Below are 25,579 nucleotides of genomic sequence, written 5' to 3'. Positions count from 1 at the left end.
CGAATCGGACGGACTTTCCAAGCACCTCCATCGGATCAGATGCTCTTGCTGAGGGCATAACCCACGGCAGCCAGCGGGAATACGACCCCCAGTGCAAAGCGCATCAACTGTGCAACCATGTTGACCCCCATTCACTCACACCAGCGAGACGGTCCTCGCAGCGCACATGAAAAAAGCCGCCCGAGGGGGCGGCTTCTGATTCCGGCATCGGGTGCCGTTAGGCTGCGGGCAGCGGCTCATCATCGGAGCCGTCCTCTTCAATCTGGTAGTGTCGATCGGCGCGGTGATCGAGATCGTGCGACCGGTCGAGATAGGTCGATGCCTTGCCGGGATCTTTGGTCGAGGCTGCAAGCCAAAGGTAGAACTTTGCCAGGAGATATTTCACCAGAACCTACCTGTCTGGAGCGGAGGTGGCAGGGCCGGCACGTCGCTCGCGCCGTGGCAGGCTAGCGCCTGCGCCGACCCCAGGTGGCGGCAGCCGATTACGCGGCTTCTTCCATCTCGGTCTGGGCGGCTGCCTCCTGCGCCGTCTCACGCGGCGTGCTCAGGCCGATGATGCGGAAGACATCACCCTCGGAGCGATCTTCCGTGGCCGGCATCTTCTCGAAGACACCGAAGACGCGGATCGGCTGGCCTTCCTTGAGCTGCTCGCGGATCGATTCCAGCGATTTGCCCGACGCGGTGTGCAGCATCGTCGAGGGCTTGCTGGCGCCGCGGCGGGTGTACTCGCCGACGAAGCTGACAAACGGCGTACCGTTCTTGTTTGAGCCTTCCTTGATCGCCTTCGGCGTGACCATGCGCGGGTAGGTGCGCTGCTTCTGGGCGTTGTCGTTGGCGACGGTGGCGACGGTGGCGACGGCGGAGGTGTTGGCAGCGTTTGTCATCGAACTCATCCTTTGTTTTGGGGATTGAAACGAGCCTTGCTCATTTTTCATCAGAGGAAATCTGATTTCCCTTTCGGGGATTGAACCTTTTCCTCTTCGCTGATCCTTTCTGAATTCAAAAACGTCCAGATACCCGCTGCGTTAAAGATTTGCTCCGCTGACTGAGTAGAGGTTGACCGGCGTGGTTCTTGGGGTTTGGCTCAACGAACACAAAAGAAGCCGCGAGATTGGTAGGGCCCATGTGGCACTCTCGCGGCTTCTTTCGTTAGGTGATCTTTAAGTTGGAGGTCGGTCCACTCTCGTCCCGCTGGAGATCGGGAGCCCGTCAGTGGTTCTCAATACTACCCAGTGTTTTAGATCCGGGGGTCATGGATCCGCGTCAGCGATGATCAGAGGCTGAGGCAACGGTCGGGTTACATGTCCGCCGTGTACCTGGCCAAAAGGCTACTTTGGTCAAAGAGTTCCTGCAGGACGGCCAATGGGCCAACAGATGAGGCAGGTATATTGTCGACTATCAATGTCGGAAGCAGCTAGCGTATCTAACGTTCCATCTTAACCTCCTCTCAGGTCGATTTTGCGGGGATTTCAACTTCCCCTTCTTCACATTCTCAAATGAATTAAAAATCTGATTGGCAGTGATCCTGGGGTGCCAGCCCACCTTCGACGCCCGAGAGGTAGCGAGCCCTTAAGCGGTTCCTATACTATCCCGTGTTTTAGACCCGTGGATCTTGGGTCCGCGTCAGCGATGATCAGAGGCTGAGGTCCCGTAGCGAGCACCTGGCCAAAAAGGATACTTGTTTTGAAGCCCTGCAGAACGGTCAAAGGGACCAACGGATGAGGCAGGTATATGTCAGAAAGCCACTTTGGGCTGGGACATTGAATTGATCTAAAGCTTCATTGTTGCCTCCTCTCGAAGCGTTTTCTTCTTTTGGGGATTTCAGCTTCCCCTTCTGCGCATTCTCAACTGGAGAAAAGTCTTCACTTCCTATGCTGCGGAAGCCGTGACTTCGCTTTCGTCAATTTGATGGAGGACCTGAAAGAGAGAGCGATGAAACGAATGATAAACCTTCGCCGCTCTCGCCTCTCCGACGAAAGGTGTGATCATCTGTGAAGGGACATAGGCTCCAACGTGGGCTTCCTGTGGCCCAAGATTGGCTCCGACGAGCACACCTGCAAGGCGTCCTTCGTTGTCGACGACTGGGCCGCCCAAGTCGCTCTTCGTCGGATAATCGAAACAGGCGTGCCCTGCGATGGTCCGTTTGCCCGAGAATTCAGGATCTCCACCGTGGCGGAAGTAGGTCAGACAGGGATGAGTGCTGATCCATCCTGCCTTCACAACCTGCGGCGGCTCCGTGCCTAAGGAGTTCAGTTCGAGGCGGTGATCTGCGAATTGGCCGTCCGCATAGCCGATCCGCCAAAGATGATTTTTGCCGTGCATGGCCGCTATTGTCGCGATTTCCGGATCGGGCCAGCGCTCAATGCCTTCGCCACGAACCTGAAGAACAGCAACGGGCATGATCGGAGTTTCGTAAACCCAGTCGACCCAGAACATCGCCCCAGAACCGTCGAGCAGGTGAATTCGAAGGTCGTGATAGGGGCCAGCTCCCTTCCACTCTGTCCAAGGCAGCTTGATTTTGCCGTCTGTGACCGTCGCGAACGCTCCGCCACCGAAGTGGGTGGCAAATCCGACGAATGAGCGTTCGCCATTGTAGGGGTGTCTGCAGATTGCAGCGATGCTCCCTTTCAGGGAAGCGAGGCCTTGTTCGGTGAATACGCCAGGGTTCTTGGGCAACGGAGCCTCCAGGGGCTGAAATAGGCTGGGACGAGACGGACCCGACCATGGATCGGGTCCAAGGGTGCGGTGCCGCTACTGAATGAGCGAAACCTGCCGCGCCTGGGCGGTGAAGTGATGGGCGATCACCGCCTGCGGGATCTCGATGGGGTCGGACAGAAGGAAGTGATGCTCTTCGGCCACCCGCCGCCAAGGTGAGTTCGGACCATGTGCAAGCAGGCTCAGGCTGGCTTCGGGCAGGCCTGCGTGGCGCTCGTCCACCCACTCGATCAGTTCATGGGTGATCGTGTCCTCATCCGGCACGGCTGGGCACCCTTTGACCTGAACCGGCTCCGTGATCGGAGCATCCCCGTAGGATGACAACCGAGCGAACAGGCGGCCGAAGATTGGACCTTCGCTCCAAACCTCCGGGGCTTCGGTAAGGAGCGGCTTTCCCAGGATCGGGATCGACCAGCCATACAGGAGATAGCAGAGCGTCTGGATCCGCTTGTGAGTGATACCGCCAGAAGCGGCGTGGCGAGCGATCAGCGTGTTTGCGACTGCAATCGGGGGGTATGCCATGGTCCGAGATCTCCGTTGAAGGGAAGGCAAACGAAAGCGGCGCGGGAAGACGGATCTCCCCGCGCTGGTGGTCGGCCTGGCCGACGCTAGATCGTGGCTGTGGGGCTAGCTCTTAACCGTCGTCGCGACGGTTCCACTCGGCGTTGATCGCCTCGTGCATAGCGGCACACATGCTGTCCTGAAGATCGTCCTGATTGTCCTTCAACCAGGCCCGGATATCTTCATCAGTGGGAGCCGGATCAATGTCGTCGCTGATCAGGGCGTCCACGTCGTCGACGTCATAGGCTGCCACAGCCCAGCCCCGGCGACGCATTTCCTCGAGGGCGAGGCATAGATCGTGATTGCTGAGTTCCTTCGGGTCGAACGCGACCGGCAGGAGAGCGAGGCGATCGGGTGTGGAGAGCCGCTCGGCCTCCTCTTTGGACGAGTGGGTTACGGCCCGGCCGAGGTAGACGGCGACCCACTGAGGGGCGACAGCGGTTTCAGTCGACATGTTTCAGGCTCTCCGTTGTGGCCATGACCTCAGATTGGAGGTCGTTCCAATCGTCGCGGTGGGCGGACGGGCGTTCGTCCCCGATCCATCACCAGAAGGATCGGACATGTCGCTGTCCTGCTTGGCGGCAAACTTGCGAAGATGGAGGAGAGCGGTCGAGGCGATCCCGTCCGATTGCCTGAGCCTGTCGAGGAGTTCTTGAACTCCGTCCTGGTCGAGGGAGATATCCTCTTTGAGGCCCTCAGCCTCTCCAGAGGCCAGCAGGTGGACTTCGTTGGATCGTTTGAAGGGCTCTCCCAGGCCGTCCTCGTGATAGTGGAGAAGAGCAGCCAGAACCGTGTTCTTCGCCTGGGTGCTGAGCGGATAGAGCGGCAGATCGACAGTCGATCCCTGTGCCTGCGCAGTGAGCCGGCGGATTTCGTGACTGCGGAGGTTTTGAAGCCCGAACTCCTCGGGTGTCTCCTGCGGGGTGTAGATGCCGATGTCTACGCCCCATTGGAGGAGGTCGCCTGCTTCGTTCAGGCCGAGAATTTCACCCTCCTCGAGGGCCTTTACGTCGAGCAACTCTCCCGTCGCGGGGAGGTGAAGCATCAGCTTGGGCAGGTTCATGTCGTAGTTCCTTACAGAAGGCAAGGGCGCAAAGATCGAAAGCCGTATGGCAAGCAATCTCGCGTGCAACGGCCTCGGTCCATTCCGGATCGGTTTTCAGGGTCTTGATCCGCGCTGGCAGCAGCTCTTCTTTGTGCTTTCGAGCAGCCATCAGGGCGTCGTAAGCGACGAGAAGGGTTTCACGGGGGTCTGCCATGATTGCGGAATCCTGCGGCTGTAAGGCTGAAGAGGCTGTGCCCCCCTGAACAGGGGGCTTTGGCCAGTTCTCCAGCCTCCAGGGTAGCAGAGGCGGGTAAACCAATCCCGACACGGTCAGTGGTTCTGATATCGGCCGAGCTCGCTGGGCCGAACCCGCATGAACGACGTGGCCGTGTTGCCGTTTCCATCAAGGATGTCGGCGCCATCGTCGTGGAGCCGAACCCCGAAGTACCCGCGCGTTGCCTTCGGGTTCAGGGAATAGAACAGCCGCAGGAACCCAGGTTTCGTGGAGGCCGTCGACTTGGCAAGCTGGCGAGACTCGATCCGGCGGCTGCCCTCTCGATCAATGACGCGGTAATGATCCGGCATCGTGTTTCCTTTCCGTGAAATGCGACTAAGCGCACAGGAGCCGCTCGGCGGTGGCCGACGCGGAGGCGTAGGAGGTGTGGGGGAGGGAGAAGAAGTCGCCCTGAGCCGTCTCGACTTGGACAACGAAGCCATTTCCGTCCGCGAGGACGGTCGCGTCCTTCACGTCAGAGCCGAAGGCCTGGATGTTGGCAGCTTCCTGAGACGAAAAACGATCGTAACCGGACATCGTGGCTCTCCTTGATTTTGGGGATTTTCAAATCATCCCTTTCATCTCGGACTGAGCCTGGAATTCAGATCCTGGGAGTTGGCACTCCGCTACCCGCGCAACAGAGCGATTGCTGTCTCCGCATCGGTCCATGTGAGCCCGATGCTAGGGTCAACCTGAATGTGGAAATGCTTCTGGTGCGGCAGCATGCCTGGATCATCATCAATGATGACATATCGGGCGGGCTGGTGGCGCTGCAGATGACGATCGATCTCGGAGCCTCGGATTGGAACGTCGGCAATCTCTTCCTCCGGGAGAAGATCCGGCGTGCGCCAATCTATGAAATAGCGATCCTGACCGATCCCAGCCTTAGCGAGCTTATCCCGGCAGTCGGCATCGCGGCGCCAGGTGCTTGCGACAACCAGACGCGCACCTGTTTGGTCGAGGATATCGACAACCATAGCGGCGGATCCAGGCGGTATGTAGTCGGCCCTGAATAATGCGGCTGCACGAGGCGGGCGCTGGATTTCACGCGACCTGAGAAGGATCCGATTGCGCGGATGAACTGATCAGGGCTGCCATGAGCCAGGCGACAAAAAGCCTGAGCCAGTTCAGGATCAGTCTGAGATTGTGCCCGGCCGCCACGAGGAGCGCATTCATCGCATCCCCGGCCGCTCCGAGCAGGTGACTGCGTCCCAGTCGCCCGTCCGCCTTCATGTGCCCGATCATCGGCTCGATCGCGGATCGGCGTCGCAGTTCCCGCTTGATCGTCGGGGTGAGCCCTCGCCGCTGCCGGGTGATGAACACCCGATCCGTCTTGGCATAATCATGCCCACGATAGCCGCTGTCGACGTAAACGCGTGCGGGCTCCACGTCAGTCATGGCCACGACCTGATCGATTGTCGTGGTGAGCGTATGGCCGTCATACGGATTGCCCTCCAATGCCTTGGAGGCGAGCACGAACCCTTCGCGGTTGGTCACCGCCAGTGCGACCTTGCTGCCGAACTCATACGGCCGATGCGCCTTGCCTTTGGCGATGCACACCACCTCGGGCGCATGCAGGCTGTAGAGTTTGTTCTTGCTCGTGCGCTCCTGCATCAGAAGACGCTCCGTCAGGCCAAGCAGAGGAGCAAACCGACGTGAGAGAACCTCATCCCCGGCGACTTTGCGGGCGATATCGCGGTAGACGCGCCCGAGATAGGTCTTCAGCCGCTTCAGTTCGCGGCGCATGCGCCGCATCTGACGGGCATGGGCATAGCGCCCGACCTGCACGGCCGCGCGTTTGGCCAAACGCGTGTGGGCCTGCCGCAGCTTGAGACCGCACTTCTTGGCCTGCCGCACCAGAGCCAGTACTGCCTTCAGGTACAGCTTCGCGTCGGTCGGATGGGTGATCGCCTTCGGCTGCACCGTGGTGTCGACGCTGATCCGTTCCAAACTGGAGGGCCGCACCGCGCCGCTCTCCAGCCCGGCCTGGATCGTTTCAGCCAGCAGCTTCTCCAGTCCGTCGGGTCCGAGCCGCTTGCGCCAGCGGGTGAGCGAGCTGGGATCACAGGGCAGCTCATGCTGGAAGTACTCGCAGCCACAGAACCATTGCCAGTAAGGGTTTTCGATCCAGCGCTGCACCACCGCCTCATCGGAGAGGTTGAAGGTGTGCTGGAGATACGACAGCCCGACCATCAGGCGCGTCGGCTTCGCGGGCCGTCCGAGCGGGCGATAGAAGCGGCCAAACTCGTGATCGAAGCGGTGCCAGTCGATCAGACCGGCGAGCCGGAACAACTCATGGCGGGGATCGAGGATCTGATCGAGACGGCTGCGGTAGAGATCGCCGGAGCTCGGCAGCGTCGGCTTGGGTCCCATGGCAAAACACCAAGTTTAAGCGGGTCAGTCCCCAGATGCTGGCATTCTACAATGCTTCGCGAAGACGAAGAATCCTTCAACCTCAATCAGTTGTGGGTTGTTCAGGGCCGACTAGGTAGCCGGCGCCGCCGAGTTTCGTCGACCGATCTGTGACGATGACGCCATCGATATCGAGATATATGAGCGGGGTCGCGGCCATCTTTATCCTCGGGGATTTCGTCCTTGGGTGTCCGGTTCCTGCTGAGGGGGAGAAACCAAGGAGCTTTGAAATGGTTCGGTGGTTTACAAATTCGTGCAAAAGAAAAGCCACCTTAACCAAGGTGGCTTTTCTCAAGCTGGCCGAGATCCGGGGGCTATGGATCAGGCCGCTGCTTGCTCCTTCGGCGGCAGCGCCTCGCTGATCACGCGGAAGACGTTGCGCTCGAAAGTGCCGTAGAGGGCGACCGGGCCCTCCTGAAAGAGGTGCTGCGTGCTGTCGAAGGCCTTGCCGAAAGCCATCGTCGTGACGGTCACTTCGCGGTTGTCCTTGCGGCGGGTGAAGGTCAGCTTGGCCTTCGCATAGGGCTTGTCGTTCTTGTCCTTAGAGACCTCGACTGCCGACAGGTGGCCGCGCACCGGAAATGCGGGGGAGCGATCCTGAGAAACCTGAGTGCCAGAGACGTTGTTCGAAACCTGGTTGTCGTTCACTGCCGTGTCCATGATTGGCTTTCTCTCTCGTTGTGCCAAAGGCTGGTGATGATGTGGCCCCTGTTCTCAGGTGACCGGTCGATGTCGTCCGGGCGGTTGAGCTCCGCCTCTTTTCGTTTTGGGGATTTTGAAGTCTTCCCTTCCGACCTAGCTGTTCCGATGAAGCTGATCTTTCTGGGGTTTTAATCCTTCTTCCCTCGCCCTACCGTTATGCCTGCAATAGGAAAAGTGATTTAACTTTGTAAAGAGAGAGTTCCGACAAGTTGCTCATTATGAGCAACTTCGAGTGCTCTATGCCGAAAGAATTTAAGCCGCTTTATTACTGAAAGAAACTGTGAGAGTATTTAGCAACTGCTAAAGAGGTCCCTGTGGAACCAAGCATAGGAGCGATGCCATGGTGTATTTGGTTCCTGCTGACTGGAATAAGGCCAAGGTTGAGGCCTCCATCCAGACCCTCTGGCAAGGCGGTATTCAGGAATTCGCGGCTTTCGATCCGACCTGGAGACGCTTTCTAAGGGGCGTCGATCGGCCGCCGGGAAACAAGATAAAGCTGAAGATCGAGTCCCATAGCGGCTATGTAAAATCGAAGGTCGAGGATATCGAAAGCCTTGAGGCTGAAATTCGCAAAGGCCTCCTTCGGCCATGGAGAGTTTCGGATATCGAAACCTACAAGAAGAAGCGGATTTCCCTCGGTGAAGCAGAAGCTAAATCATTGTCACTCGCAATTGTTGAACGATGCTTCAGAGACCCGTTCGAACCTCATCACGAGTGTGTCTGGGATATAACAGACAGTAAGAGTCCAGCGCGGGTCAAAGTCCTACATGCCGGTGGGGAAATGCCGTGGCGGTCGGTCCGGCGTCTTGGGCCTGAGCAAGGCGCGATTATCCGTCTACGATCCGCAGACGGCCTTTATTCGGTTCTCAGAAATCTGCATCATCCCGACTACTTTACGGCATACACAGCCATCGGCGGGATGACAGGGGCGAAATGGGACGCACCCCGCTTCGACTCTCAGCTTCATATCGAGCTCGGACGGAAAAGCACAGATCTCTCAGATTTCGTCCTTGATGAGGAAACAGCGTCGACGTTGTCATCGGCGATAGTCTGGAAGGCGTTTGCCTGCGGAGAGATGTTGGCCCTTGAGACAGGCGAGAGCCCAATTACCGAGAAGGGCGACTATTCAGACGTAAGAGTCATCGATGGTGAAGCGGAATTTCCGTGGCTCGATGTTGGGCTCATTACCCAAGACGAAATGCGCTCGCTCATGAGAGCCTTAGTCAATCGAGTCTACACGATCCTACGAGGACTGCCGAATAGGGAAACGGTGGAGCGCTATAAGGAGTTTGGGTTCAGCCTCCAGCGGGCTTATGGCGCCCCCTTTGCTCTGCGGCATCTCGACGAGTGAATGCGGCATTGCCAATCTATAAGGACTGACCCGCAACGGGTCAGATGTCGCTTCCATTAATGGTGTGAGGGCGAATGCCCTCAGACCTAAAAATGACTGCCGCTTGCCAAACCCTTTTTGCGGCGACGCCTACTCGTCGCCATCAATAAGACGATGGATCTCTTCGAAAATCCTGTGCCGCTCAGGGAACGTCTCATAGGAGAGAGTCTCCTGAAGGAACCCTTCGAGGGCCATTACCGCATGCTCAACCTCGTACCACTTGGCGATTGTGAGCGTGAAAGAGCCCTCCTTGCCGTGGAACATATCGAAGAGCGCGGTGAATGCCTCCTTCTTTGCCTCATCGTCCATGACGTGACGCAAGCAATCAGCCAGGAGGGTGCAATGCTTGTCGGTAAGGGTAACCGTACGGGTTTCAACCTCAAAATCGACGCGCGTCAAATCTTTCATTGGGGATTTCCTGAACCGTGATCTCCTCCTTGTTTCAGGAGATGATCCAAGATCTCCAGGTAGCGAGCGTAATCTTCAGGGCTCGCCTGGTCCTCATACTGTCGTGCGAATTCTTGAGCCGTTCGCGATGGCTCGGATTCGTCGTCACCCAGAGCTTCGAGGTGACCGTCTCGAGCAATGTCTCCATCGTACAGGGTGAGATACCGGCGCGCGGCATCCTCGGGCGAAAGAATGACCATCGAAGTGTCCTTTCAGGAGGAGGAATAAGGCTTTCTGCTTCCAGAATGGCTGACCCGTTTCGGGTCAGACTATCTCCAAGCTATTGGCAGGTGAGGGCGGAACGCCCTCAGGCCAGAATTTGGCGGCCGAAGGCCGAACATCACTGCATGGGATAGCGGGGATAATTCGTTAACCAGAATTGACGGTAGGGAAATCGGGTGTGATCCAGAGCGAGAACAAATAAGGAACATACACCCATGAGCGGGGTATTTAGTCTGGTCCAGAAGCCGGAATTTCATCTCGGACGAACCGCAGCGATAGACCTGGAGTCGTCACCCCGTTCCAGGAAGGGAGGCTCTGCCTCACCTCCCTGCAAGCCGCCGCTTTGTCCTCCGGGATGCAGCAAGTCGGTCGCACCATCGCCTGCGGCTCCGGAGCAACCGCGTTGCGCACCCATCGGCACGCCTCGGACTTCGTCTCGGGCTCTGCACCGGGACTTGCACCCACCCTCCGCTCCTCGCCGGAGAGGCAGGGTTGCAGGAAGGGCCTGCAACCTGCCCCCCACTGAAGAAGAGGAATTCAAAATGAGCGTAGTTTCTGGAGCAATGAACGTCCTGGCCGATGTGAAGGCTGGCTTTGTCTCTCGGACGGATGTCGCCGAGGCGCGGGAGCAACTGACGGCGGCTCTGCTGGCCGACGAGAGCCTGCCGCTGGAAGTCCGGCTCCTCCTGGAGCTACGCGAGGTCGAGGCCGGGTTCGTAGATAACAAGCGGATCGGCCGGCTGATCGGCGAGGCTGGGAAGCGGCACTAATTGAACCGCGATAATCTCGGGGCCAAGGGGTCGGCGTGAACCAGGATCGCCGGCCCTTTCTCTTTTGGGCAATTATTGATCGTCGCCGAGGGCGCTCTTGATCAGAGGCAGAAGGTCGGCAAGGTCCAAGTGCCCTTCAACATATGCTTCGAATATGTGGTCGACTCTTGGATCGTGTTTTGCACCCGCCATTAGATTGTTGTGGGTGGCGAGTTCGACAGCCGACTGGCGGCGGGCCCGTTCCTCAGGAGAGATCGGCGGCTTGGTCTGAGTAGAGGGCGTATGATCAATCATTCGACAGGAAGCCCTAGTGCTTTCTTGATCATCGGTACCATGTCCGACAATTCGATTTCCCCGCGTACGAAGGCGTCAAAGATAGGATCCGTTCGAGGGTCGCGCTTCGCGCCTGCCATGAGGCTGCTATGGGCAGCGGCCTCGACTACCCGGCGACGTTTTTCCATTTCTTCGGAGGTGATGCCTGGGGAAGGGCCCGCTAAAGGAATATCGGTCAAGGGGTTACCCTATGCAGGAGGTTTGCTGGAGAGCAGCTTACCCAAAATGCTCGAGAATTGCACTGACCAGTGCAGGGGCCTTGGCAGCGTAGAGTCCAACCTGGCCCAGCCGCATCGGATTGAGCTCGACGATCCCGACCTCTCCATTGATCATAGCGACATCCAGAACGAAGCTGCCGCCTCCAAGCTTGTCGACTGCCTCTGATGCGAAGGCGAGATATTGGTCGAGCCGGAGGTTGGACATTGCCGGTCCACCCAATTTGGTATCCCCGCGATGTTCAATCATCGCTGGGTCATAAAGAGCGGTGTTGTCGAGAGGGGTCTTCCAAGGCACGCATCCGGCGCCCGTCACGACCTGCCCGCCGACTACAAAGAGGCGGTATTCATAGGTCATCTCGACGTATTCCTGCACTAGCAGGCAGGCGTCCTCGTCTATGAAGGAATAGACCATGGCGTCTAAGGCTTGCCAGAGCGAGGTGCCGACTGGGACGTGCTTGGTGAAATACTTGTCCCGGGCAGCCTTCACGAAGGCATCCTTTCCCTCCAAGTGGAGTCGCTGGACCTCGGCGTCGGCCTGATCGAGGTCGCAGAGTTTGATGGACCGGCCGGCGAGTTCGAGAAAGCCCGGCAATGTCCAATAGGGCAGGGTCTTTTCATTCGGGCCCGGGTACTTCAGACCGTCCCGGAAAAGATCGCTGCGATGGCCGGCCCGTCCAAAGATATGGGTAACGGCCTCCGGGACCTTGCTCACATCGTCATAGGCCTTGATCTGCGATCCGGCGCGATCCTTGAGAGCCTTCCAGAGGATCGCGTTCTCAAGCCGCTCCTCCGGATCCATGCCGCGATCCAGGACGAAGGCATAGGGAGGGACTGGCTCAAGGGTGGCGGCAAGAACCGCCATCCCGATCGAGGCGAGCCGCGGCTTCACGAGCATTTCAGCGAGATCGTCCATTCCCTATTCCTTTCGGGGATTCCTGCGAATTGAATTCCGCCGGTCCTCAGATCCTGGCTTCAATCGGCTCTTGCGGAAAACCGATCCAGGGCGGTGATCCGGCGCACGGGAGGATCGACTGGGCGCAGATAGATTTGCGACTGCAGGAAGGTGATTTCCTCCTGGAGCTTCTCTTCGGGAACGTCGATCCACCACGCTTTCTGTGAGCCGTCCGATCCATCCGACCAGCGGTAGGACCGAGCTTTGAGAAGGTCCTTTCGCTCATAGGGTGTGTTGGGCGCTTTGACGCGGCAGGTTATCGCTCTGGAGGCCTGCAGCAGGTAGGAGATCGGGGAGCGTCCAGACTTCGGGAGAGGCAGCTTGAGGATCTGGAGGGCGGCGAGGCAATCTTGCGCGGCCCGATGTGCCTTGAAGAAGAACCCGCTTTTCATGCCGATGTAGCTGAGGGTCGCGCTCTCAAAGCCTTCCTCTTTCCAAGGGACCTCATAGAGGGAACAGGCCCACGGTTTCGTGGTGAAGATCGGCGACAGCTTTTCCAGCCAGCGGCGATCGAAGGAGGCCTTGTGAGCCACACAGATTTCGGTGGCCGAGACGAGGCCAACGACGGCATCAAGGTCGATGATTTTCCCCTGGACCATGCTGTCGTCGATGCCGGTCAGGTCAGTGATTGCGGCTGGGATGGGCTGGGACGGTTGCTGCAGCTGCTGGAACGGCTGGAAGATCTCAATGATCTCTCCGTCATCCATGAAGGTAAACGGAACCATGGCGAGCTCGATGATGTCTCCGCTCCTGGGATCGAGCGAGGTGGTCTCCGTATCCACATAGAGGCCAAAGTGCTGTCCGACCGGGAGGTCTTTCGGATCGGGAGCGGGGCGGAATGCCTCTGCATCGGTGACCAGTTGGCGCAGGACGCGATAGCGGCCTGAGGCTTCAAGGGCGGCTGCCATATCCTCAAGATGCATGAATCGAACTTTCTGTAGACGGTTAGCTGCTGATGGCGACCGGCTCGGGATTGAGGCCGCACTCTTTGACCTGGTCCCAGAGGAGCGAGGTGGCCCGCGGCTCGCCGTCAGGCGTGCGGCCCTGGGTGTAGTCGCCAACCTTAAGGAGACGGCAGTATCCAAAGCGTTGTTCGGGCCGGTCTTTCCGCCCTTTCCAGTACGGACAGCACTGGGTTTTCAGGGATGGCGCTCCGTCTACCCCTGTGGCGACGCTGGTGATGCGGTAGCAGTAATCCCCGTGTGGGATGACTGTTTCAGCACGGCTGATCCGACGGTCGTGGCGAGACTGACGGCGAAGAGCGGCAGAGGCTTGGACGGGCATCAGCTGTCGGCTCCTTATTGCACGTAAATCGTGACGTCGATCGGGGAGGCTCTGAAGACCTCATCGATAATGGCCCTGATCGTCGGCCAATCGCCGCCGGAAAGTCCGGCACCAATCCGGGGGAGGGCGAGTGACGTCGGGTGGATGACCTCATCAGGACGACGTGAATCCAGGATGATGCCTGCCAGCATCTGATCCCGGGACGAGGTGAGCGAGGAGCGCACGGCGTCGTACTCGACGCGGCGGCGGTCGGTGCCGACCTCCAACTGGATGAACAGGTTGGCGATGGCCGCCAGATTAGGGCGCAACCGCCGGCGGAGCCCCACCTCGGTCACGCCGACGAACTGAACGGTACCAAGCAGAGAGGGAGCAACGGACGTGTTCGGGCGGGTGCCGCGAATGGTCGGCACCGAGCTATGGAGACACTTAAACTCGCGTTTGACGTGCGGCCAGGTTTCGGCAATAGCCTCGGCAAAGCCCTTGCCCATCGCGCCGATGCAGTTTGTGCCGTGACCGATGACCATGGCTTCGGTCTGGAGGGCGTTGCCGCGAATTTCTCGAATCATCGAAGTTCCTGGGGTTTTCCAAAAGATCGAATTCGATCCCTTGCCCTGATCTCCGATTTAGCAATTCGTCTGCAAGAAGTTTAATTCGGAATGATGAATGCCCTAATTCCGGTTCAGGCCCATTTCTCGGCTCTGGAGCTTGCGTTTCCAGAGGTCTTCCATGCCGATGATGTTCTCGACTGTGGCGGCAGAACCGGCGACTTCTAGAATCGAAACTTGGTAGTCGCTGGGGTCTCGGCTCCGGAGGGCGACGTTGCCGCCGTGGCCGCCGTGGACGTAGGCGAGCCAGCGGCCGTAGAACCCACCCTCGCCGTAGGCCGCGCCGACATATTGCTCCTTCGTCTTCGGACAGGTCAGGAGATAGACCCCGCGGGAGTTCGACAGGGCAGTCCGCCAGGAGAGCGGGAGCCCTTCCAAATTTGATAGTGGAGCGATGAACCGTGCAAACCCGGGGAAATCCGGCTCCTGGAACTCCGTTCGGATCTCAATGACAATCTTGTTTTGATTGTCGGCCCGCTGGATCCAGGCGCGTTCTGAGGCGCCCCAGTCGATCACAAGCCGGCCAGCAAGGTCGAGGAGGTCATTTGCCAAGGCGAGATCGTAGATGTCGCAAGTGCCGGCTAGGTCGATCCCGTCGGCGTGCGGCCAAATCCTATCTTCCGTGGAAGGCCCGAGATACCGGCATCGATAGAAGCCGGCGAGGAGCGTCTCTCCAGTCGGGGTGACCACGAAAGACGCCCAATAGTCTGCCTGCAGCTTCGGCCTGCTTTTAAAGCTCTGAGTGCCTTGGTAGAGCTCGAAGGCAGGCCTGTCGTCACGCCAAAGCTCGTAGGGTGTCCGGCCTCTGGCCGACCGAGGGTCTTTGTGCCTCAGAAGACGAATGTCTGAGGGCGGGACATTAGCTTGGGCGAAGAGCGTGTTGAGGTAGAGCGGCATCGATCGCTAGGAGGTTTGCCAAGTCTGAGACCGGGCTTTCTATGAACTAGGTAGCGTGCATGCCTTAAGCAGCGGTTATCCGCTAGGGTTCAAAGCCGCGGCTGATCCGGCTAGCCGAGTTCTTGATGGATGAGGCAAAGACCCACTGCATAACGTCTGCCTCACTGTTATGCGGCTCGTGATCGGATTGGTTAACGAACCGGGCCCGGAGGCCGATATCGTCATCCCTAAGGATGCCCAGGGCATTATCCCAACGAAGGTTCCTTTTTACCTGCGCGGTCCGGGCCTGTTCCATCAGGTCTGGGCTGTACCTATCCGATTTCGGAGTAGGAATATGGCAAAGCTCACTGAGCTTGATGTAGCGTCGCATCGTTCAGCCCTCGGTTACGGGAGAAAGTCGAGAAGGTTGGTCTGGGCCGGCGCATCGACGCGGCGAGCTTCGGCCTGCCAGACTGCGAGGGTCTCATCCGAAACGCCTGGAAGGTGGGAGACGAGATCTGGCTCCACGGAAGCAAGGCGCTTGGCTCGCATATCCTCGTAGAACAGATCGCACCCGGAGAAGCTTCGTCCAGTTTCGCGGCAGGCAACATGCGTTGTGCCGGACCCTGAGAACGGATCGATTACCAGATCCCCTGGCATCGAATAGACGAGGACCGCCCGACGGGCGAGTTCCAGGGGGAACTGAGCGGGATGGCCGGTCCGTTCAGGATGATTGTGGCCGACATTGCCGATATCGTCCCAAACGTTCGACGGCCAAGCACCTAAAGGGTGGCTCGAAAGTTTGCCTTTGCGCGCCCCTTTGAACGCTCTCTTGCTTGGTCCCTTTTGAGGCTTTCGGGCCGGGGTCGGGTTAAAAACAGGGTTCGGACCCTTCGAGAAGACGAGAGCGGTTTCATGACGCTCTGCGAGTCTGCCCTTCGGCGTCAGCCCATGTGGCTGGGTCCAAATTACTCGCGATTGAAATGTAAGGCCTGTTTTCTTTAGCGGTTCGAATAGGAGGGCATCGAGCGGGGCAAGGCCTCCCGTCTCATCGCGGGTCGATCCGACCTGAAGGAAGAGCGTGCCGCCGTCCTTCAGGATGCGAGCGCATTCCGAGATGACCTGCATCGTCCAGCCCATGAAATAGACGAAGGCCATCTGATCGGCGGAGGCACCATCGCCGTATGATTTGCCGACGTTGTAGGGAATGCTAGAGATTATCAGGCGGGCGGAGCCATCCGGCAAAGAATCCAAATAGTCCAGAACGTCAGCTTTAGCTGTCGTATCGATTAACGCCGCGAGGCTCTCGAGTTGACGGGCCTTGCGCTCCGCAGCCCGCTCACGGATACGGGCCTCGGTCTTGCGGGCATTATGCTTCAAGGCAAGGTTGTAAATCTTGCCCCGGCTCCATCCTGAGGCCGCTCGGATCTCGTCATAGGTCATGACCGGCAAGGCTTGGAGGATGTCGGTCTCGGTCACCAGAACGGGCGAATGAGCGTTCATAGGGTACTCCAGCGATGATCTGATGTCGGAGGGGCGATGGGATCAGGCAACGCCGAGCGCGTACGAGAGCTTGCCGTCGATTGCGAAGACTTGAGCGGTTGCGACCGGCTCTAGGGTATCCGCACGGACGAAGGTGTCGAACTTGTGCGGGTTGTATCGGATCTGCACTGCATCAGGATGGTTGCGCACTGCCTCGACGTCCTGATCGCGCACATGGCCCCGAGCATACGCATGGACGTTCCGAACATTCTCCTCGCGGGTGCGGCGGAGACCGGCTTGACTCACTTCAAAGCGAACGTCCTGGAGTACGACCTGCCTTGGCTTGGCAACGACCTTTCCCTTCTTCTCGCCGGTCATAGCCTTAAGGGAGCTGCAACGTCGATGAAGGTCGCAATAGGCGCGGACTTCACCAGTGGGGAGGTCGGTTGAGGCATCCATGGGGTTCTCGCTGGGGATCACGGCCGACGGCTGAACAATCCGGATTTTAGCCCGAGGCAATGGAACCGGATTGTAGATGGGGGCCGTTTAGTGGAGAAAGGGCCTCCGCGACAGCGATGGCCTGACATACAACGGAACGAAACGATGAATTCTAAGCGCCTATTCTTGGCTGCGGTCCTAGGTCTGGCTGGAACACCAGCTTCTGCGCTCACTCTACGCTGCGAATTGACGAGCAATCGTATCGAGGCTGACCGCATGGGCTCGGTCAATCGGTTCGTGATCGATGAGGCGGCCCACGAGGTTCATATGTACTCGCGGTTTACGCCAAATGAGCCTGAATGGAGCTTCCGGACCAAAAAGGGCGATGTCTTCGATCCGAAGGGCGATAGCTTCTTAGTGAGAAAGGACGCCACCGGTGTTTTCGGAGCCGGGGTGAGGGCAGGATTTCCGCACGCCTTTTATTACAACACGGATACGAAGAATCTGACGTGGACCTACATCTGGAAGGACAAAGTCACCATGATGCAATGGTTCTGCCAGGCCTGACCTCGGTGACTTACCGAACCTGAAGGATCGCGTGGTTGGTCTTGCGAAGCTCCTCCAAAGCCATCTCCTGGTGAGGGAATAGCTTCGAAGCTTTGGCCTTTCTCAGGTCCTCCTGTGCAAAGGCGAACTCGTCGATCAGCTTCGAACGGTCAAGGCCAACGAACTCCCAGCACTGGCGCGCAGTGGGCATGACGTTGCCGCAAATCCGCTTGATCTGACCGAGGAGGCCGGATTGCTCACGGGCGAAGCCATACTCCGCTTCCGGGTATTGCCCGGCCATTTGCCGAACGGCGTCCAGGATCTCAGAACGCGCTTTCTGTCGATCAAGCATCGGTGTCATCTCCGTTGATGATCGGGCGCTCGGCCCGGAGATTTGCAATTATTTCGGCGAAGTCGATGTCCCTTGATTTGCAAAGGGTCATCAGGTCGAAGAGAAGAAACTGAACCTGGGCGTCAGGCTTGCCTGCCACATCCTTGGCAAAGGCAATTTGGGCCTGCTGTAGGAGCACATCGAAATGTGATCCCTGGGTTTCGCAGAGGTCCATGAGGGACAGGATTAGGTGCCAGATCTGGATGCCGGTGTTGCCAACCATTCCGGCCGTTCGTTCGTAAGTTTCGATGGCGAGTTCTGCGCGGGATGTTCCTGCGAGGGCCTCGAGGACAACTTCGGCTGAGTGGATCGAGTGCGGACTAATCATAGGAAGGTCCTTTTCGGCGGATGAGCTGTTTATTCAGCGAGGAGGCCAATAATCGCGACCAGCCCTACAGACCCAGCGGCGCAGGCTGGGATGAACAGGAGGAGAGCGAGGAGGAACCTCGTTTCCTCGCGCGTGATCAGTTTCCCGTCGGTCATTGGCCGAAAAGCTCCTTCTTGCGGGAATCGAGCAGGTTGTTGGCGAAAGCCATCGCCGCTGTCCTATTGGGACGCTCCTCTGCCGGACAGGTATCGACCTTGAGGAATTGAGCGATCTTGATCCTAGCCCGTCGGATCTCGGCGATGCTGTCGAGTGAAATATCCAAGAGGTATCGACGAACCTGGTTCACGTACGGATTCTTTTCGTCGGGTACCGTCTCCCGGAGGGTGACCCGATTGAGGCCCCGCCGAAGGTCGATCCTGATCTTTACGGGGTTCAGGTCATTGCGGCTGATCTCGATCTCGGCAATGCCGTCGCGGTGAAACCGGATGGTCGAGGGCACCAAGAATTTGTTCTTGAGCGAGCCTTCCTGGATGAGGCGGTAAACCTCCATCCGCTCCGAGACCTGGCGGGATCGCCGGTCGATCATGAGGAGGAGACCCGCTTTCTGTGCAACGAGGGGTGGCTCGACCGTAATCTCGGCGAGGGACACGAACCTCTGAAAGGAGGAGCTTGCAAGAAACCCCAGGCGCTTCTGAACAGGGCTGGGTCGCAGCCGGTCCGAGACGAAGAAGTAAGCGGCCGGTACCACGATCAGGAGCATGAAGACGAAAGCAAGCGAGGTGTCGAAGATCAGATCGACAAAGGCGAACACGAGAAAGGCCACAACGGCGGCCAGCACGGGCGCGGCGTCGAGTTTAGCCTTCAGAGATTGAAGCGAGCGGGATCGTGCCCAGACCAGAGCCTGGGATGCATACGTCGTCATGACTGTCCTCGGGCGTGAGGTTAGCGGGATTTCAGGTGGTCGAGTGCGGCCTGGGCGGCGTCTCTGAGATCGGTGGGTGAGCCTGTCGCCAGTGCCCGCTCGAGCTGCGTGATGATCTGTTCCTCAGGCGACTTCACCGGGAACTGAATCGTCGGCGGGGAGGGGCGCTGTTGTTCGTCGGCGCCATTCCAATCCGGCTCCAGGACGGAGCCGCGGCCAGCGTTGACGGCCAGTTGATCGGCCATTTCATTGTACTGGTTGCCGTTATGGCCGCGGACCCACTGCCATTTGATCTGCTGCTTGGACGCGAGGCGGTCGAGCTCGTGCCAGAGATCTTGGTTTTCGACCGGCTTCTTCTGGGCGTTGCGCCAGTTGTTGCGCTTCCAATTGACGATCCATTCCGTGATGCCCTTGATCACATACTGGCTGTCGGCATGGATGGTGAAGCTGCACTCCTCCGCCTTAAAGTGATCAAGCAGCGCGATGGCGGCCGAGAGCTCCATCTTGTTGTTCGTGGTCTGCGAGCCGCCGAAACCGGAGAGGGAATGGGCCTTGCCGTGCCTATCCAGGATGACGACTCCGAAGCCGCCAGGACCGGGATTCCCCGAGCAGGCGCCATCGATGTAGGCCTGAACGACCAAGCGGCCGGCAGCATCACGCAGAAAATGATTATCGAACATGCGGGAGATCTCGGATTGGAAATGGCTGCGAAGCAATCTGTGGGCGTCGGAGCGGCCCCTGATGCTATGGCTAGTGCCAGCGCGAGGCGAGGCTGGCAACCGTCGTCTCGCCCGGATCGAAGGAGATTTCAGCGGTCATCTTCCGCGCCTGCCCTGCGGAGGCGAAGCCGAGGACAAGCGTTGCCCGGTTTTCGCTGGAGATGAGATTGAGGCTCATTGACTTGAGAGCGCCGTGGGTCGGCTCATACATGCGGCGATAACGGTCGCGCAGCTGGGCGACGGTGCCATACCGGGAGTTCGTGTCGATCGCGATCATGTACTCTACTCTCGTGTTGGATCAGCTACTCCCGTCTGGCTGCTTTGTCCTGAGCATCCTTCGGGGGTTTTCTCTGATCTTTTGAACCGATTTCGAGGCCATCAAAGAAGAAACAGAACAACAGATTAGCAGGATTTCTCCGACCGATTTGAACGCCTTACGGGGTTTAGAATAGACGCCATTTTTCGCCCTGAAACTGGTCCGTTGACCGCCAATCCAAAACACAGAAGATCCCGATTAGAACACGAACGCCACTGGAACACGCCAATAGCCTTGCTCTACCAGATCAATCCTTCCAGAGCCGCGCTTGAAAAATAGACAATGCGTCTTGGAATAGAGCCAATTGGAAGATAAACGCCTTCTCGGGGTTTAACTGCCCTGCAATTTTAGGTGCCGAACTGGTCCGTTGACCGCAAGTCCAAGAACACAGCAGATCCCGGATAGAACACAAACGCTAATGGAAGATCCCAATAGCCTTTTGCTCCAACCCGAGCATCCCTTTGAAGGTGGTCCAATCTGAACCACCGCTCCTATACCCTCCGGACTGCTTAGAACCGAAGAGAGTATCTCTATGAACACCCCTGAAATCGCCACCACAAAAACGAGCAACGATCTCCTTCAGATGACGGCAGACGTCGTGACTGCCTATGTGGCGAACAATTCCTTGGTCCGGCAGGACATTCCGACGCTGATCGAGAACGTGCACAAGGCGTTTGCCACGATCCAGAGCGGTCCTGCGGAGATCAAGACAGCAGAGCCCCTGCAACCGCGGCTGCCGATCAAAAAGACTATCACGCCGGACTATCTGATCAGCCTGGAGGATGGCCGCCAGTATCGGACCCTGAAGCGGCACCTGAGGGGAGTGGGCCTGACGCCGGAGGAATACCGCGTCAAGTGGGGTCTGCCCCACGACTATCCGATGGTCGCCCCGAACTATTCTCAGCAGCGTTCCCAGATGGCCAAGAGCATGGGCCTTGGCGCCCAGGGGAAGAAGCCCGCAAAGAAGGCCGGCCGTCGCTCCGCTGCAGCCTAGAGAAACGAAAAGGGTCAGGTCCAGCGTTTGGCATGGCCAGCGCGGACAAGGAGATGGCCTAAATCGGAGCCGTCGATTGCGATACGGGCGAGAGTTCGCCCGTATCGATCCTTGCCCCTCCTACGGATCGTGGCGGAGCGAGCCCGCTCGACCCTATCCCGGAGGAACTCAGTCGCGGCAACAGCTTTGTTGAGTTCCCTGCGGGAGCGGGGGCGCCGGAGTTCGGGCGCATTTACGTTCTGGAGCCGGATCTTTTCTGAGACGGATCGATCCGGCCCGAGAATCCATACGGTGTCGCCGTCGATTACGCAGAGATTTCGTGGATTGATGGTCTGCTTTGCAGAGTACCGGATCCAAACCCACAACAAGCAGACGACGACGAGAGCAATCGCAGCGGGGTCAGCAAGGTTCATGGAACTCCTCAGGCGATCGCTTGCGTGGAGAGGGATGAGGCGGGACGGGCGAGGGCCCGTCTGATCCGCTCGATGTGGCGAGCCGCCAGCGCAGCATCCAAATGGCGGATGCCGGTGTAGACTCGGTGGCTCGTGTATCCGGCAGCCTGAGCTGCGAGTTTGCGCCGCTCCTCCTTGCGGACCTTACGTGGGTCGATGGTGCGGATGAGGGAGATCGGCCCGAAGCTCTGCCCACGGCGGGCGAGGATGTCGTGGAGGCATTTTTCGCCGCTCGGCGTGATCACCATGCAGGTGACCCTTTTCCGGCCGCCGGCATGCTGCCTGGTGCGGCGCAGATGTTCGAGTTTCAGAAGATCCTCGACATACGAAGTGACGGCGTAGGCCCATTTGACCTGCACGGCAAAGCCGGCATCTCCGCGGGAGGCCGCGAGGCGGAGGTAGGCTGTGCGAAGCGCAAGGCCCTTATGCTTATCCGCGGACATTCGGACGCTCCTGATTTTGGGGATTGATCGAAAACGATCTCAAGAACCGGTGCCCCACAGGAAACAGGTGGAAATCTGGGGCGGGGAGTACAAAAGAAGAACAGGAAATGCTATTACTAAGGTAATCAGATTGCCTGTATCCATTCGTGGGGACCACGTTGGACATCACCCTCGATCCAGTCATTGCACGCGAGACGCCGAAGGAAGCCGCTCACAACGAGGTGTTCACTGACCGCAAAGTGATACATTGTGACATGGATGCCTTTTACGCGAGTTGTGAGCAGAGAGACAATCCTGAATTGCGAGGAAGGCCTGTTGCGGTGGGCGGCTCAAGAGAGCGGGGCGTCGTAGCGGCTGCTAGTTATGAGGCTCGGCGCTTCGGGGTCCATTCCGCAATGCCATCGGTGACAGCACGCCGTAAGTGCCCCGATCTGATCTTCGTGAAGCCACGCTTTGACGTCTACAAGCAGGTGTCGCTGCAGATCCGCGAGATCTTTCATGAGTATACGCCCCTAGTGGAGCCTCTCTCGCTGGATGAGGCATATCTCGATGTCACCGAGAACCTGAAGGGCATCCCCTACGCTACGCAGGTTGCGAGGGAGCTCAGGGCTAAGATCTTCCAGGAGACGGGTCTGACTGCCTCAGTTGGGGTCAGCTACATGAAATTCCTTGCGAAAATGGCCTCAGACCAGCGCAAGCCGAACGGTATGTTCGTCATCACGCCCGAGATGGGACCAGCGTTCATGGAGCAGCTCCCGATCCAGAAGTTTCACGGGATCGGCCCTGCGACGGCTGCGAAGTTCAACAGGCTCGGCATTTTCACCGGGCTAGACCTGAAGGGGCGGTCGCTGGAGTTTCTGCAGGAGCGGTTCGGCAAGGCGGGGAGCTACTATTACTGGCTTGCCAGAGGGGTCGACCATCGCCCGGTGCGCCCAGACCGGATCCGGAAGTCCGTTGGCGCCGAGAACACATTCTCGAGCGATTTGACTGAGTTGGAGGCTATGAAAACGGCGCTCCAGCCGATCATCGATAAGGTCTGGCGCCATTGCGATCAGACCGGGGTGAGGGGCCGTACGGTGACGCTCAAGGTCAAGTATGCGGACTTCCACCAGATAACCCGTAGCCGAACCCTGCCAGGACTGGTGGAGGGCAGGGCGGAGCTTGAGGCCACCTCATTCGATCTGCTGTCTGGTTTAATCCCCTTCGCGAAGGCGGTTCGTCTCCTGGGGGTGTCCTTGTCCACCCTCAATACGGACGAGGAATCCGAAACCCCACAGCTATCCCTGGCGCTCTGAATTCGGCCGGTTGGCCGCAGGACACGCGTGGGTCCGGCCAAGCTTTGTCCCCGACAAAGTGGCGCAGTTCCCTATTTGTTCTGGTCTTTCGGCACGGTTCCAAGTAGGCTTGTGTCCATCCAAAAAATCTCACGTGCGGAGCCCTTATGAGCTTGGACAAGAAGAAGGCGATCGAAACAGCGGTCGCCCAGATCGAACGCGCCTTCGGCAAGGGCGCGATCATGCGCCTGGGCGGCGATCAGGTTGTCGAGGTTGAGACGATTTCAACCGGCTCGCTGGGCCTGGACATCGCCCTTGGTGTTGGCGGTCTTCCCAAGGGCCGGATCATCGAGATTTATGGGCCGGAATCCTCGGGCAAGACCACGCTCACGCTTCACGCGATTGCCGAGGCCCAGAAGAAGGGTGGCGTTTGCGCCTTCATCGATGCTGAGCACGCCCTTGACCCGGTCTATGCCCGCAAGCTGGGCGTGAATCTCGATGACTTGATCGTGTCGCAGCCGGACAACGGCGAGCAGGCACTGGAGATTGCCGATACGATGGTGCGCTCCGGTGCGATCGACGTCGTGATCATCGACTCCGTCGCGGCCCTCACGCCAAAGGCTGAAATCGAGGGCGAGATGGGCGAGAGCCGTCCCGGCCTTCAGGCTCGTCTCATGAGCCAAGCCCTGCGCAAGCTGACGGGATCGATCCACCGGACGAATACGCTGCTGATCTTCATCAACCAGATCCGCATGAAGATCGGCGTGACCTACGGTAGCCCGGAGACGACGACGGGCGGCAACGCGCTCAAGTTCTACGCCTCCGTGCGCCTCGACATCCGCCGGACCTCGACCCTGAAGGACCGCGACGAGCCGATCGGCAACCAGGTGCGGGTGAAAGTCGTCAAGAACAAGGTCGCTCCGCCCTTCAAGCAGGTCGAGTTCGACATCATGTTCGGCGAGGGCATTTCCAAGATGGGCGAGCTCATTGACCTCGGCGTGAAGGCTGGGGTGGTCGAGAAGTCGGGAGCCTGGTTCTCCTATGACAGCCAGCGTCTGGGGCAGGGTCGGGAGAACTCAAAGACCTTCCTGAAGGAGAACCCGGAGATCGCGGGCCAGATCGAGGCCAAGATCCGCCAGAACGCGGGCCTTCTCATGCACGATCTACAGGCCAATGACACAGGCGACGAAGCTGCCGACGATGCAGCGTAATTGGAAAGGCCGGTCTTATGACCGGCCTTTTTCTTAGGCGACCTTTTGATCGGGGACAGAGACGATGTCGAAGACACGATATCGGCCTCTGCCTTCGGACTTCGCCTGGTACAAGGCTTTGTCGGCGCCTCGCATGATCTCGTCTCGGGTAAGCCCACGTTCCTTGGCCATAAATATCCCGATACTGGTTCCGATCATGACCTCCTGACGATCCAGTCTGATCGGAGCGCTGATGGCGGTAATGATGCGTTGTGAGACGCTTTCCGCAATCTCCACTGAAGCAGGATCCCGGAGCAGTACGGCGAACTCGTCGCCACCAAGCCGGGCGAGTATGTCGCCAGATCTGATTGAATGCTGAAGACGCTTTGCGACGATCCGAAGCACGTCATCGCCAGCAGCGTGTCCCAGCTTGTCATTGACCTGTTTGAAACCGTCCAGATCGAGATACAGAACGGTTAAAGGCTGGCCCTTGCTGCGTAGAGTGTCTAGGTCACCTTCCAGGCTCTGGCGGAAGAGTACGCGGTTGGCCAAGCCTGTCAGGGCGTCATGATGGGCAAGGTGGGCTAGGTTCTTGGCGAGCTCCTGAACCTCGTCATGGGCCCCCTCCAGAAGGTCGTTCTGGCGCTTCATGAACGCAATCAGACCGAACCCGCATGCGATCATTCCGATCATCATGATCGTGAAAGCTCGGTGCAAATTCGTCAGAGATGCATGATTCTGGGTGATGAGATCGGCCACATACTGGTTTGCCATGCCCACAAGCGACGGCAAGAGCGTTGCGACCGGCTCAAGGATTGCCGCAGCCTGATCGGCCGCTCCCGGAGTCTCGATCCGGGATATGAATGGCTCTGCGGCCGTACGGATATGATTCAGGTGTTCGGCCGCTTGCTTCGTCCCTTCTTGACTGGAGATGAAGGCGCCAAAGTCGCCCTCCTGCAACATGTTGAAGCGGCTTTGGATGATTTCGAACCTGAGAACGACATCGTCGGCGGTAATGCCACCCTGACCTGTCCGGTAGGCAAGAAGAGTGTGCTGAAGGCGGAAGAATTCCGACTCGGCCTTATTGGCGACCCATGCCACATCCAATCGCGAAACCCGAGCCAGGTCGTCCTGTTGTTTGGCAATGAGCCAGGACAGGTACGCGGCCGCGACAACAAAGCAGGCTGCGAGCACCACGAGAACGATCTTCAACCGGCTGATAGAGCGTGCTCGGCTGGGAAATGCACGTCCCATCGATTTGGCGGATGTCAACAGCAT

The 25,579-nt window shown here is 58.6% G+C and carries 36 protein-coding genes; 6 read left to right on the top strand and 30 right to left on the bottom strand.

Going from position 1 to position 25,579, the window contains the following annotated elements; translation table 11 throughout:
- Positions 1-217: 217 nt before the first annotated feature.
- From JO965_RS42195 to JO965_RS42145, 11 genes are all read right to left on the bottom strand, one after another.
- The gene (locus JO965_RS42195) at positions 218-385 is read right to left on the bottom strand and encodes a hypothetical protein (protein WP_203447003.1); all 168 of its coding nucleotides are present in this window, start codon (positions 383-385) and stop codon (positions 218-220) included.
- A 97-nt stretch (positions 386-482) separates the two neighbouring features.
- Positions 483-884 (bottom strand): hypothetical protein, encoded by a 402-nt coding sequence (locus tag JO965_RS42190; protein WP_203447002.1) that lies wholly within the window; start codon positions 882-884, stop codon positions 483-485.
- A gap of 985 nt (positions 885-1,869) precedes the next feature.
- Entirely contained in the window at positions 1,870-2,676 is an 807-nt protein-coding gene (locus JO965_RS42185; protein WP_203447001.1) for a hypothetical protein, read from the bottom strand.
- A gap of 75 nt (positions 2,677-2,751) precedes the next feature.
- The gene (locus tag JO965_RS42180; protein ID WP_203447000.1) at positions 2,752-3,237 is read right to left on the bottom strand and encodes a Panacea domain-containing protein; all 486 of its coding nucleotides are present in this window, start codon (positions 3,235-3,237) and stop codon (positions 2,752-2,754) included.
- 112 nt (positions 3,238-3,349) lie between these two features.
- Positions 3,350-3,730, bottom strand: coding sequence for a hypothetical protein (locus JO965_RS42175; protein ID WP_203446999.1), 381 nt, complete (start codon positions 3,728-3,730; stop codon positions 3,350-3,352).
- Positions 3,731-3,733: 3 nt separating this feature from the next.
- The gene (locus tag JO965_RS42170) at positions 3,734-4,339 is read right to left on the bottom strand and encodes a hypothetical protein (RefSeq protein WP_203446998.1); all 606 of its coding nucleotides are present in this window, start codon (positions 4,337-4,339) and stop codon (positions 3,734-3,736) included.
- A gap of 312 nt (positions 4,340-4,651) precedes the next feature.
- A complete protein-coding gene (locus tag JO965_RS42165) occupies positions 4,652-4,906 on the bottom strand; it encodes a hypothetical protein (protein ID WP_203446997.1) in 255 nt (84 codons plus the stop codon).
- 25 nt (positions 4,907-4,931) lie between these two features.
- Positions 4,932-5,132, bottom strand: a complete 201-nt coding sequence (locus JO965_RS42160; RefSeq protein ID WP_203446996.1) for a hypothetical protein — start codon at positions 5,130-5,132, stop codon at positions 4,932-4,934.
- Between the two features lie 89 nt (positions 5,133-5,221).
- Positions 5,222-5,572, bottom strand: a complete 351-nt coding sequence (locus JO965_RS49895; protein ID WP_203446995.1) for an HAD domain-containing protein — start codon at positions 5,570-5,572, stop codon at positions 5,222-5,224.
- A 67-nt stretch (positions 5,573-5,639) separates the two neighbouring features.
- Positions 5,640-6,968 (bottom strand): IS5 family transposase, encoded by a 1,329-nt coding sequence (locus JO965_RS42150; RefSeq protein WP_203440456.1) that lies wholly within the window; start codon positions 6,966-6,968, stop codon positions 5,640-5,642.
- A 360-nt stretch (positions 6,969-7,328) separates the two neighbouring features.
- On the bottom strand, positions 7,329-7,667 hold the full coding sequence (locus tag JO965_RS42145; protein WP_203446994.1) for a hypothetical protein: 339 nt from the start codon (positions 7,665-7,667) through the stop codon (positions 7,329-7,331).
- Between the two features lie 382 nt (positions 7,668-8,049).
- Here JO965_RS42145 and JO965_RS42140 point away from each other — a divergent pair, with 382 nt between their 5' ends.
- Positions 8,050-9,060, top strand: a complete 1,011-nt coding sequence (locus JO965_RS42140; protein ID WP_203446993.1) for a hypothetical protein — start codon at positions 8,050-8,052, stop codon at positions 9,058-9,060.
- A 129-nt stretch (positions 9,061-9,189) separates the two neighbouring features.
- On the opposite strand, the gene JO965_RS42135 is transcribed toward JO965_RS42140, so the two are convergent.
- Positions 9,190-9,507 carry a hypothetical protein gene (locus tag JO965_RS42135; RefSeq protein ID WP_203446992.1) on the bottom strand — a complete coding sequence of 106 codons (318 nt, stop codon included), beginning with the start codon at positions 9,505-9,507 and terminating at the stop codon, positions 9,190-9,192.
- Positions 9,504-9,746: a hypothetical protein gene (locus JO965_RS42130; protein WP_203446991.1), complete on the bottom strand. Its 243-nt coding sequence runs from the start codon at positions 9,744-9,746 to the stop codon at positions 9,504-9,506. Before JO965_RS42130 ends, JO965_RS42135 begins: the two co-directional genes overlap by 4 nt.
- 564 nt (positions 9,747-10,310) lie before the next feature.
- Between JO965_RS42130 and JO965_RS42125 the strand changes: the two genes are divergently transcribed.
- Entirely contained in the window at positions 10,311-10,538 is a 228-nt protein-coding gene (locus JO965_RS42125) for a hypothetical protein (RefSeq protein ID WP_203446990.1), read from the top strand.
- Positions 10,539-10,828: 290 nt separating this feature from the next.
- Here JO965_RS42125 and JO965_RS42115 read toward each other — a convergent pair whose 3' ends face one another.
- From JO965_RS42115 to JO965_RS42080, 8 genes are all read right to left on the bottom strand, one after another.
- Complete coding sequence (locus tag JO965_RS42115; RefSeq protein WP_203446988.1) at positions 10,829-11,050, bottom strand: antitoxin VbhA family protein; 222 nt, start codon at positions 11,048-11,050, stop codon at positions 10,829-10,831.
- A 37-nt stretch (positions 11,051-11,087) separates the two neighbouring features.
- Positions 11,088-12,002, bottom strand: coding sequence for an ATP-grasp domain-containing protein (locus JO965_RS42110; RefSeq protein WP_203446987.1), 915 nt, complete (start codon positions 12,000-12,002; stop codon positions 11,088-11,090).
- Positions 12,003-12,061: 59 nt separating this feature from the next.
- The gene (locus tag JO965_RS42105) at positions 12,062-13,102 is read right to left on the bottom strand and encodes a 3'-5' exonuclease (RefSeq protein ID WP_371827016.1); all 1,041 of its coding nucleotides are present in this window, start codon (positions 13,100-13,102) and stop codon (positions 12,062-12,064) included.
- Positions 12,987-13,325 (bottom strand): hypothetical protein, encoded by a 339-nt coding sequence (locus JO965_RS42100; RefSeq protein ID WP_203446985.1) that lies wholly within the window; start codon positions 13,323-13,325, stop codon positions 12,987-12,989. Before JO965_RS42100 ends, JO965_RS42105 begins: the two co-directional genes overlap by 116 nt.
- Positions 13,326-13,339: 14 nt before the next feature.
- Positions 13,340-13,891, bottom strand: coding sequence for a hypothetical protein (locus JO965_RS42095; RefSeq protein WP_203446984.1), 552 nt, complete (start codon positions 13,889-13,891; stop codon positions 13,340-13,342).
- 102 nt (positions 13,892-13,993) lie between these two features.
- Positions 13,994-14,620 carry a GIY-YIG nuclease family protein gene (locus JO965_RS42090; RefSeq protein ID WP_371827006.1) on the bottom strand — a complete coding sequence of 209 codons (627 nt, stop codon included), beginning with the start codon at positions 14,618-14,620 and terminating at the stop codon, positions 13,994-13,996.
- Between the two features lie 591 nt (positions 14,621-15,211).
- Entirely contained in the window at positions 15,212-16,309 is a 1,098-nt protein-coding gene (locus JO965_RS42085; RefSeq protein ID WP_203446982.1) for a site-specific DNA-methyltransferase, read from the bottom strand.
- A 42-nt stretch (positions 16,310-16,351) separates the two neighbouring features.
- Positions 16,352-16,747: a hypothetical protein gene (locus JO965_RS42080; protein WP_203446981.1), complete on the bottom strand. Its 396-nt coding sequence runs from the start codon at positions 16,745-16,747 to the stop codon at positions 16,352-16,354.
- A 255-nt stretch (positions 16,748-17,002) separates the two neighbouring features.
- On the opposite strand from JO965_RS42080, the gene JO965_RS42075 reads away from it, so the two are divergent.
- Positions 17,003-17,293: a hypothetical protein gene (locus tag JO965_RS42075; protein WP_203446980.1), complete on the top strand. Its 291-nt coding sequence runs from the start codon at positions 17,003-17,005 to the stop codon at positions 17,291-17,293.
- 10 nt (positions 17,294-17,303) lie between these two features.
- On the opposite strand, the gene JO965_RS42070 is transcribed toward JO965_RS42075, so the two are convergent.
- The 6 genes from JO965_RS42070 to JO965_RS42050 all read right to left on the bottom strand — a co-directional run bounded on the left by JO965_RS42070 (position 17,304) and on the right by JO965_RS42050 (position 19,909).
- Positions 17,304-17,624 (bottom strand): hypothetical protein, encoded by a 321-nt coding sequence (locus JO965_RS42070; RefSeq protein WP_203446979.1) that lies wholly within the window; start codon positions 17,622-17,624, stop codon positions 17,304-17,306.
- Entirely contained in the window at positions 17,617-17,991 is a 375-nt protein-coding gene (locus JO965_RS42065) for a hypothetical protein (protein WP_203446978.1), read from the bottom strand. The genes JO965_RS42070 and JO965_RS42065 overlap by 8 nt, the downstream gene beginning before the upstream one ends.
- Before the next feature lie 29 nt (positions 17,992-18,020).
- Positions 18,021-18,146: a hypothetical protein gene (locus JO965_RS49100; protein ID WP_256451952.1), complete on the bottom strand. Its 126-nt coding sequence runs from the start codon at positions 18,144-18,146 to the stop codon at positions 18,021-18,023.
- Positions 18,143-18,913 carry a hypothetical protein gene (locus JO965_RS42060; protein WP_203446977.1) on the bottom strand — a complete coding sequence of 257 codons (771 nt, stop codon included), beginning with the start codon at positions 18,911-18,913 and terminating at the stop codon, positions 18,143-18,145. Before JO965_RS42060 ends, JO965_RS49100 begins: the two co-directional genes overlap by 4 nt.
- 20 nt (positions 18,914-18,933) lie before the next feature.
- Positions 18,934-19,593, bottom strand: coding sequence for a ribonuclease HI (rnhA, locus tag JO965_RS42055; RefSeq protein ID WP_203446976.1), 660 nt, complete (start codon positions 19,591-19,593; stop codon positions 18,934-18,936).
- 70 nt (positions 19,594-19,663) lie between these two features.
- A complete protein-coding gene (locus tag JO965_RS42050; protein ID WP_203446975.1) occupies positions 19,664-19,909 on the bottom strand; it encodes a hypothetical protein in 246 nt (81 codons plus the stop codon).
- A gap of 571 nt (positions 19,910-20,480) precedes the next feature.
- Between JO965_RS42050 and JO965_RS42045 the strand changes: the two genes are divergently transcribed.
- The gene (locus JO965_RS42045; protein ID WP_203446974.1) at positions 20,481-20,942 is read left to right on the top strand and encodes a MucR family transcriptional regulator; all 462 of its coding nucleotides are present in this window, start codon (positions 20,481-20,483) and stop codon (positions 20,940-20,942) included.
- Positions 20,943-20,956: 14 nt separating this feature from the next.
- On the opposite strand, the gene JO965_RS42040 is transcribed toward JO965_RS42045, so the two are convergent.
- Both JO965_RS42040 and JO965_RS42035 read right to left on the bottom strand, forming a co-directional pair.
- Positions 20,957-21,355 (bottom strand): thermonuclease family protein, encoded by a 399-nt coding sequence (locus JO965_RS42040; protein ID WP_203446973.1) that lies wholly within the window; start codon positions 21,353-21,355, stop codon positions 20,957-20,959.
- Positions 21,356-21,363: 8 nt separating this feature from the next.
- Positions 21,364-21,837 carry a hypothetical protein gene (locus JO965_RS42035; protein ID WP_203446972.1) on the bottom strand — a complete coding sequence of 158 codons (474 nt, stop codon included), beginning with the start codon at positions 21,835-21,837 and terminating at the stop codon, positions 21,364-21,366.
- A gap of 182 nt (positions 21,838-22,019) precedes the next feature.
- On the opposite strand from JO965_RS42035, the gene dinB reads away from it, so the two are divergent.
- Complete coding sequence (dinB, locus tag JO965_RS42030) at positions 22,020-23,132, top strand: DNA polymerase IV (RefSeq protein ID WP_371827015.1); 1,113 nt, start codon at positions 22,020-22,022, stop codon at positions 23,130-23,132.
- Between the two features lie 146 nt (positions 23,133-23,278).
- Complete coding sequence (gene recA, locus JO965_RS42025; RefSeq protein WP_203446971.1) at positions 23,279-24,322, top strand: recombinase RecA; 1,044 nt, start codon at positions 23,279-23,281, stop codon at positions 24,320-24,322.
- Positions 24,323-24,355: 33 nt separating this feature from the next.
- Here the strand turns inward: recA and JO965_RS42020 are convergent, their stop codons facing one another.
- Positions 24,356-25,579 (bottom strand): GGDEF domain-containing protein, encoded by a 1,224-nt coding sequence (locus JO965_RS42020; RefSeq protein WP_203446970.1) that lies wholly within the window; start codon positions 25,577-25,579, stop codon positions 24,356-24,358.

The organism is Microvirga sp. VF16, from assembly GCF_016864375.1.
Taxonomy (GTDB): Bacteria; Pseudomonadota; Alphaproteobacteria; order Rhizobiales; family Beijerinckiaceae; genus Microvirga.
Note: the sequence above shows the minus strand (reverse complement) of the source record. Positions and strands in the feature narration are given on the sequence as shown.

Coding starts and splice junctions, on each gene's coding strand:
- JO965_RS42180 (WP_203447000.1), bottom strand. CDS start 3,237: ATGGCATACCCCCCGATTGCAGTCGCAAACACGCTGATCGCTCGCCAC.
- JO965_RS42170 (WP_203446998.1), bottom strand. CDS start 4,339: ATGAACCTGCCCAAGCTGATGCTTCACCTCCCCGCGACGGGAGAGTTG.
- JO965_RS42130 (WP_203446991.1), bottom strand. CDS start 9,746: ATGGTCATTCTTTCGCCCGAGGATGCCGCGCGCCGGTATCTCACCCTG.
- JO965_RS49895 (WP_203446995.1), bottom strand. CDS start 5,572: ATGGTTGTCGATATCCTCGACCAAACAGGTGCGCGTCTGGTTGTCGCA.
- JO965_RS42060 (WP_203446977.1), bottom strand. CDS start 18,913: ATGACGACGTATGCATCCCAGGCTCTGGTCTGGGCACGATCCCGCTCG.
- JO965_RS42065 (WP_203446978.1), bottom strand. CDS start 17,991: ATGATTAGTCCGCACTCGATCCACTCAGCCGAAGTTGTCCTCGAGGCC.
- JO965_RS42075 (WP_203446980.1), top strand. CDS start 17,003: ATGGGCTCGGTCAATCGGTTCGTGATCGATGAGGCGGCCCACGAGGTT.
- JO965_RS42110 (WP_203446987.1), bottom strand. CDS start 12,002: ATGGACGATCTCGCTGAAATGCTCGTGAAGCCGCGGCTCGCCTCGATC.
- JO965_RS42100 (WP_203446985.1), bottom strand. CDS start 13,325: ATGCCCGTCCAAGCCTCTGCCGCTCTTCGCCGTCAGTCTCGCCACGAC.
- JO965_RS42165 (WP_203446997.1), bottom strand. CDS start 4,906: ATGCCGGATCATTACCGCGTCATTGATCGAGAGGGCAGCCGCCGGATC.
- JO965_RS42080 (WP_203446981.1), bottom strand. CDS start 16,747: ATGGATGCCTCAACCGACCTCCCCACTGGTGAAGTCCGCGCCTATTGC.
- JO965_RS42140 (WP_203446993.1), top strand. CDS start 8,050: ATGGTGTATTTGGTTCCTGCTGACTGGAATAAGGCCAAGGTTGAGGCC.
- JO965_RS42125 (WP_203446990.1), top strand. CDS start 10,311: ATGAGCGTAGTTTCTGGAGCAATGAACGTCCTGGCCGATGTGAAGGCT.
- JO965_RS42070 (WP_203446979.1), bottom strand. CDS start 17,624: ATGCTTGATCGACAGAAAGCGCGTTCTGAGATCCTGGACGCCGTTCGG.
- JO965_RS49100 (WP_256451952.1), bottom strand. CDS start 18,146: ATGACCGACGGGAAACTGATCACGCGCGAGGAAACGAGGTTCCTCCTC.
- JO965_RS42035 (WP_203446972.1), bottom strand. CDS start 21,837: ATGTCCGCGGATAAGCATAAGGGCCTTGCGCTTCGCACAGCCTACCTC.
- JO965_RS42160 (WP_203446996.1), bottom strand. CDS start 5,132: ATGTCCGGTTACGATCGTTTTTCGTCTCAGGAAGCTGCCAACATCCAG.
- JO965_RS42135 (WP_203446992.1), bottom strand. CDS start 9,507: ATGAAAGATTTGACGCGCGTCGATTTTGAGGTTGAAACCCGTACGGTT.
- JO965_RS42150 (WP_203440456.1), bottom strand. CDS start 6,968: ATGGGACCCAAGCCGACGCTGCCGAGCTCCGGCGATCTCTACCGCAGC.
- JO965_RS42020 (WP_203446970.1), bottom strand. CDS start 25,579: ATGCTGTTGACATCCGCCAAATCGATGGGACGTGCATTTCCCAGCCGA.
- JO965_RS42095 (WP_203446984.1), bottom strand. CDS start 13,891: ATGATTCGAGAAATTCGCGGCAACGCCCTCCAGACCGAAGCCATGGTC.
- JO965_RS42040 (WP_203446973.1), bottom strand. CDS start 21,355: ATGAACCTTGCTGACCCCGCTGCGATTGCTCTCGTCGTCGTCTGCTTG.
- recA (WP_203446971.1), top strand. CDS start 23,279: ATGAGCTTGGACAAGAAGAAGGCGATCGAAACAGCGGTCGCCCAGATC.
- JO965_RS42045 (WP_203446974.1), top strand. CDS start 20,481: ATGAACACCCCTGAAATCGCCACCACAAAAACGAGCAACGATCTCCTT.
- rnhA (WP_203446976.1), bottom strand. CDS start 19,593: ATGTTCGATAATCATTTTCTGCGTGATGCTGCCGGCCGCTTGGTCGTT.
- JO965_RS42145 (WP_203446994.1), bottom strand. CDS start 7,667: ATGGACACGGCAGTGAACGACAACCAGGTTTCGAACAACGTCTCTGGC.
- JO965_RS42050 (WP_203446975.1), bottom strand. CDS start 19,909: ATGATCGCGATCGACACGAACTCCCGGTATGGCACCGTCGCCCAGCTG.
- JO965_RS42175 (WP_203446999.1), bottom strand. CDS start 3,730: ATGTCGACTGAAACCGCTGTCGCCCCTCAGTGGGTCGCCGTCTACCTC.
- JO965_RS42085 (WP_203446982.1), bottom strand. CDS start 16,309: ATGAACGCTCATTCGCCCGTTCTGGTGACCGAGACCGACATCCTCCAA.
- JO965_RS42190 (WP_203447002.1), bottom strand. CDS start 884: ATGACAAACGCTGCCAACACCTCCGCCGTCGCCACCGTCGCCACCGTC.